3 protein-coding genes, 1 tRNA gene and 1 pseudogene are annotated in these 3018 nt (G+C 70.9%); 2 read left to right on the top strand and 3 right to left on the bottom strand.

Annotated features, from left to right (window positions below):
- Window positions 1-966: PEP/pyruvate-binding domain-containing protein (locus tag G6020_RS13140; protein ID WP_241732707.1), on the bottom strand; the 966-nt coding region annotated here is incomplete at its 3' end.
- A 104-nt stretch (window positions 967-1070) separates the two neighbouring features.
- Between G6020_RS13140 and G6020_RS13145 the strand changes: the two genes are divergently transcribed.
- On the top strand, window positions 1071-2120 hold the full coding sequence (locus G6020_RS13145; RefSeq protein ID WP_241730824.1) for a methyl-accepting chemotaxis protein: 1050 nt from the start codon (window positions 1071-1073) through the stop codon (window positions 2118-2120).
- A 63-nt stretch (window positions 2121-2183) separates the two neighbouring features.
- On the opposite strand, the gene G6020_RS13150 is transcribed toward G6020_RS13145, so the two are convergent.
- Window positions 2184-2254: transfer RNA gene (locus tag G6020_RS13150), tRNA-Gly, on the bottom strand.
- 46 nt (window positions 2255-2300) lie between these two features.
- Window positions 2301-2570 (bottom strand): hypothetical protein, encoded by a 270-nt coding sequence (locus G6020_RS13155; protein ID WP_017838404.1) that lies wholly within the window; start codon window positions 2568-2570, stop codon window positions 2301-2303.
- A gap of 208 nt (window positions 2571-2778) precedes the next feature.
- Here G6020_RS13155 and G6020_RS13160 point away from each other — a divergent pair.
- Window positions 2779-3018, top strand: a pseudogene (locus tag G6020_RS13160) (hypothetical protein); the annotation flags it as partial.

Genomic DNA, 3018 nt, shown 5'->3' on the forward strand with positions numbered 1-3018 from the left:
CCCGGCCGTCGCCCGACCCGCGAGGGTGGTGATCGGCCGGGTCTGGACGAGGTAGAGCTCGCCGTCCTCGATCGCGAACTCGGTGTCCTGCGGTGTGCCGTAGTGCGCCTCGGACGCCATCGCCAGCCGGGCGACGGCACGGACCTGCTCGTCGTCGAGGACGCGGGCGGTCTGCATCTCCTCGGGGACGGGCACCAGCCCGTCCCCGGTGCGGCCGGCGACGATCCGCGCGACCTTCCGGCCCACGTGGGCGGTGAGGATGCGCAGGTCGGACTTGGCGACGACGTAGGTGTCGGGTTCGACCTTCCCGCCCACGACGACCTCCCCGAGTCCGAAGGCCGCCTCGATCACCACCCGGTCGGTCTGGGAGGTGCGGGGGTCCGCGGTGAAGGCCACCCCGGAGGTGTCGGAGCGGACCATCCGTTGGACGACCACGGCGATGGAGGGCTCCTCGTCGTACCCCGACACCGCCCGGTAGGTCATCGCCCGCGGGGACCACAGCGAGCACCAGCACCTGCGGACCGCGTCGAGCAGGGCGTCCCCGCCGACGACGTCGGTGTAGGACTCGTGGATCCCGGCGAATGACGTGTCGCCGGCGTCCTCGGCGGGGGCGGAGCTACGGACCGCGACCGGGACGTCGGTGCCCAGCGCGCGGTAGTGCTCGAGGATCGACTCGCGCAGCCGGGCCGGCAGCTCCACCTGCGCGACGGTCCGCGTCAGGTCCTGTGACCTGGCGATGAGCTCGGCCTCGGTGAGTCCCTCCTCCGGCACCCGCTCGGTGTGGAGGCGCGCGCGGACGCCGCCGGCGTCCATCGCCTCCAGATACGCCGACTGGCCGATCGCGAACCCGGGCGGCACGGCGAGCCCGGCGCCCGTCATCTCCCCGAGATTGGCCGACTTCCCTCCGTACTCGGGTGCGTCGTCGAGCCGTAGATCATCGAAGGTCGTGACCCGCTGTGCGTTCATCTCGTGCCCCTTCCGGGAACGCTGTCCGGTCTGTCCGCCCGCCGCTTCCTCCATGGTGCGCTGATCGGGAGGTCCCGGGTGGGATGTTCGGGCAGAATCGATCCATGGCTGACATGCAGGTGCGGGTCCCGTCCCCGTCGTCCCTCGTCCAGAGCGCGTTCCGGGTGGTCGAGTGGGAGCTCTCGATGGCGCGGGAGTTCCTCCTCCTGCCCGCGCGGGTGATGGCGCTCCTGGAGGACGTGGAGTCCATCGTGCGGCGCGTCCAGCGACTGTTGGACGAGGTCGAGCGGACCGTGTCGTCGATCGACGGGATCGTGGTGACGGCCGCGGAGACCGTCGACGGGGTACGGACCACGGTCTCGCGGGCCGACCGGGTGGTCGACGACGTCGAGCGCACGGTCTCCTCCGCCGACTCGATCGTCGCCCGGGTGGGGTCGACCGTGGACTCGGCTGACGGGATCGTCGGCAGGGTGGGGTCGACCGTGGACTCGGCGGACGGGATCGTGGCTCGTATCGGTGCGACCGTGGACGTCGCGGACAGCGTGGTGCTCAGGGTCGACTCGACGGTGGACTCGGCGGACGCGGTCGTGGTGCGCGTCGGCTCGACGGTCGACACCGCGGACGGGCTCGTGACCTCGGCGGGCGGGCTCATGGACCGGATCGTGCCGATGGTCGACTTCGCCGAGTCCGCGCTGGCGCCCGTCAAGCCCGTCGTAGAGGCCCTGTTGGTCGACGCCGAACTCTCGCCGGAGACCGCCAGGAGGGTGGCGACCCGCCTCACAGAGGTGCTGGTGTGGACGGACAAGACCATCGCGCTGCTGGAACCGATCGCCGACGAGATCCTCGAATCGGTCGATTCCGAGGAGATCAAGGCGGTCGTGCAGTTCATCGACCATCTGCCCGCGTTGGGAGACAGTCTCGAGAACGACGTGATGCCGGTGCTCGCCTCGTTGGACACCGTGGCTCCCGAGGTCCACCAGATCCTCGAGGTGGCGCAGCAGTGTCTCGAGGCCGTCCAGGGCATCCCCGGATTCCAGCTCCTGCGTCGCCGCGGTGGCGACAACGGCAACGGCAGGGGCGGGTCGTCAGGGGCGGGGTCGGGACGGACCGAGCCGGGACGCACCGAGCCGGGGCGGCCCGGGCCGGACTCCTGACCGCGTTGAGCACCCGGTGAGACGACTCGAGGCCCTCCCGTGACGGGAGGGCCTCGATCTCTGAGCCGATGACGGGAATCGAACCCGCGCTGTCTGCTTGGGAAGCAGAAGTTCTACCATTGAACTACATCGGCGATGCTGCCCGAAGGCGGGTTCAGATTAGCACGAAGCCTCCGGCCGTCAGCTGTTCCGGGGTCCCTTCCGGGCGGCCTTCCGCTTGGCCCCGGTGGTCATGGGCCGCCTGGTCTGGCCGAGCGAGGCCCGGGGCACGAACCCGAACCCGACGCCGCCGACGACCGCGACGGCGAGCGCGCCGATGATCCACGGGGTGAGCGAACCGCCGCCGGTCAGGCCCATCATCACGATGAGGGCGGCGATGCCCACGCACACCCAGGACCAGACGGTCCATCGCCAGATGTACTTCGAGGGCTCTTCCCTGAACTCGTCCATGCCCCCGATTCCACCACGTGAGCGGGGTGCGGCGCATATCCGCGGTCCCGCCAGGGGTGCCTGGACACGGGCGGTGGTGTGGCCGGTCTCACGAGGATCCGGCGCGGACACGGGTATGGAACCGGCGGTGAACGACGCTGAAATGGATGAGAGTCCGTTTCAGTGGCCGGGTGCCCGGCCGGGCGGGCACCCTGCCAGGAGGACGAGGATGGACGACGTGACGGAGCGGCCGATCGCCGAGCGTGTGCGGACCGTCCTGGCGCGCGGCGCCGCAGGCACCGTCGGTTCGGGCCTCCTGACCCGGCCGCTGAGGTCCGCCAGGGTCCGCGACGACGGCGTGATCGTGCTGGTGGTGGACGTCGGCGGTATGTCCCGTGAAGTGGGGGAGTCGGCCGGCGTGGCGTCGGTGGGAGGCTCGGCCGCGGTCGAGATCGTCGACACGGTGTGC

Source organism: Dietzia sp. B19, assembly GCF_014145155.1.
GTDB lineage: Bacteria > Actinomycetota > Actinomycetes > Mycobacteriales > Mycobacteriaceae > Dietzia > Dietzia natronolimnaea.

Coding starts and splice junctions, on each gene's coding strand:
- G6020_RS13145 (WP_241730824.1), top strand. CDS start 1,071: ATGGCTGACATGCAGGTGCGGGTCCCGTCCCCGTCGTCCCTCGTCCAG.
- G6020_RS13155 (WP_017838404.1), bottom strand. CDS start 2,570: ATGGACGAGTTCAGGGAAGAGCCCTCGAAGTACATCTGGCGATGGACC.